At 63.6% G+C, this 1,188-nt stretch carries 1 protein-coding gene; it reads right to left on the bottom strand.

Annotated elements, in window-relative coordinates:
* Positions 1 to 1,188: TonB-dependent receptor domain-containing protein (locus ASU03_RS20140; protein WP_157465970.1), on the bottom strand; the 1,188-nt coding region annotated here is incomplete at both ends.

The raw sequence follows: 1,188 nt of genomic DNA, 5'->3' as shown, positions 1-1,188 counted from the left end.
GGCTTCGAAGCCGACGAAACGTGCGCGCACGCCCGAGTAGGTGTACTCCGGGATACCATCGGCGTCTTCTTCGCCCTCGTCATTCAAGGTGCGGCCGCTGTTCAGCAGGCCGATGTAATTGGAGAAGTGGCTGTAGAACACGCCGAAGCTGCCCTTGTGGGTGCCATTGTCAAAGCGCAGGGCCAGGTCGCTGGCGACCGCTTTTTCCTTCGACAGCTTGGCATCGCCCACTTCATAGGTACCGGTGGCGACGTGGGCGCCGTTGGCATACAGCTCGTAGAAGGTCGGCGCGCGCTCGGTGTAGCCCAGGGTCGCGGCCAGCGACCAGATGGGCGTCAGCGTATACACCGCGCCCGACGACAGGCTGCCGGCGGTGAAGCTGCTGGAGCTGTTGGCCTTGGCGAAACGCTCGTTGCCCTTGCCATCCGGGTCGACGGTGGTGTGTTCCAGGCGTGCGCCCAGGCTGAGTTTCAGGCGCTCGGTGGCCTGCATTTCTTCGAGGATAAACAGCGCGCCAGCATGGGTATCGGTCTGTGGGACGAAGGCCTCTTCGCCCAATGCCGAGAATTCACTGCGGCTGACCTGCGCGCCGACAATGCCGTCGAACGGCCCCAAAGGTTGGTGCCGTGCTTCGACACGGGCTTCATAGCCTTTGTTCTTGAAGGTAGTACCGGTTTCGCCGCCTTCGATTTCGCGGTGTTCGTAATCGGTGTAGCCGGCATCGAGTTTCACCGAGGTAAACGGGCCTTGCAGGTTACGAATCTCGGACGCGAAGGCGTAGTGCTCCTGCTGCATGCGGATGCGCACATCCTGTTCGGCGGGCGAGCCGTAGTTGCTGTCGGAGTTGCTGTAGGACAGCCCGGCGTAACCATCGTCCCACGTGTAGGAGCTGCCCACCGCGCCGCTGTCCTGGCGCCCGTTGCTGTTGCCCAGGCGGCCGTTTTTGCCGGGGCCATTTTCGCTTTCCGGGGCATGGCGGCTGCGGGCAAAGCCTGGGATTTTCAGGTCGTTGAATTCCCGCGCGCTGGCATCCAGGTGCAGGGCGAAGGTGCCGTTGCCGGCCTCCAGCTTGCCGGCGCTGCTGCGGGTGGTGTCGGCGCCGCCGTAGCGCAGTTCACCGGCACCGTGGATGCCTTCGATGGCTTCGGTGGGGATGCGGTTGTCGAAGGTGTTGACCACGCCACCGAT

The sequence above is a fragment of the Colwellia sp. TT2012 genome (genome assembly GCF_001440345.1).
Taxonomy (GTDB): domain Bacteria; phylum Pseudomonadota; class Gammaproteobacteria; order Enterobacterales; family Alteromonadaceae; genus Colwellia.
Note: the sequence above shows the minus strand (reverse complement) of the source record. Positions and strands in the feature narration are given on the sequence as shown.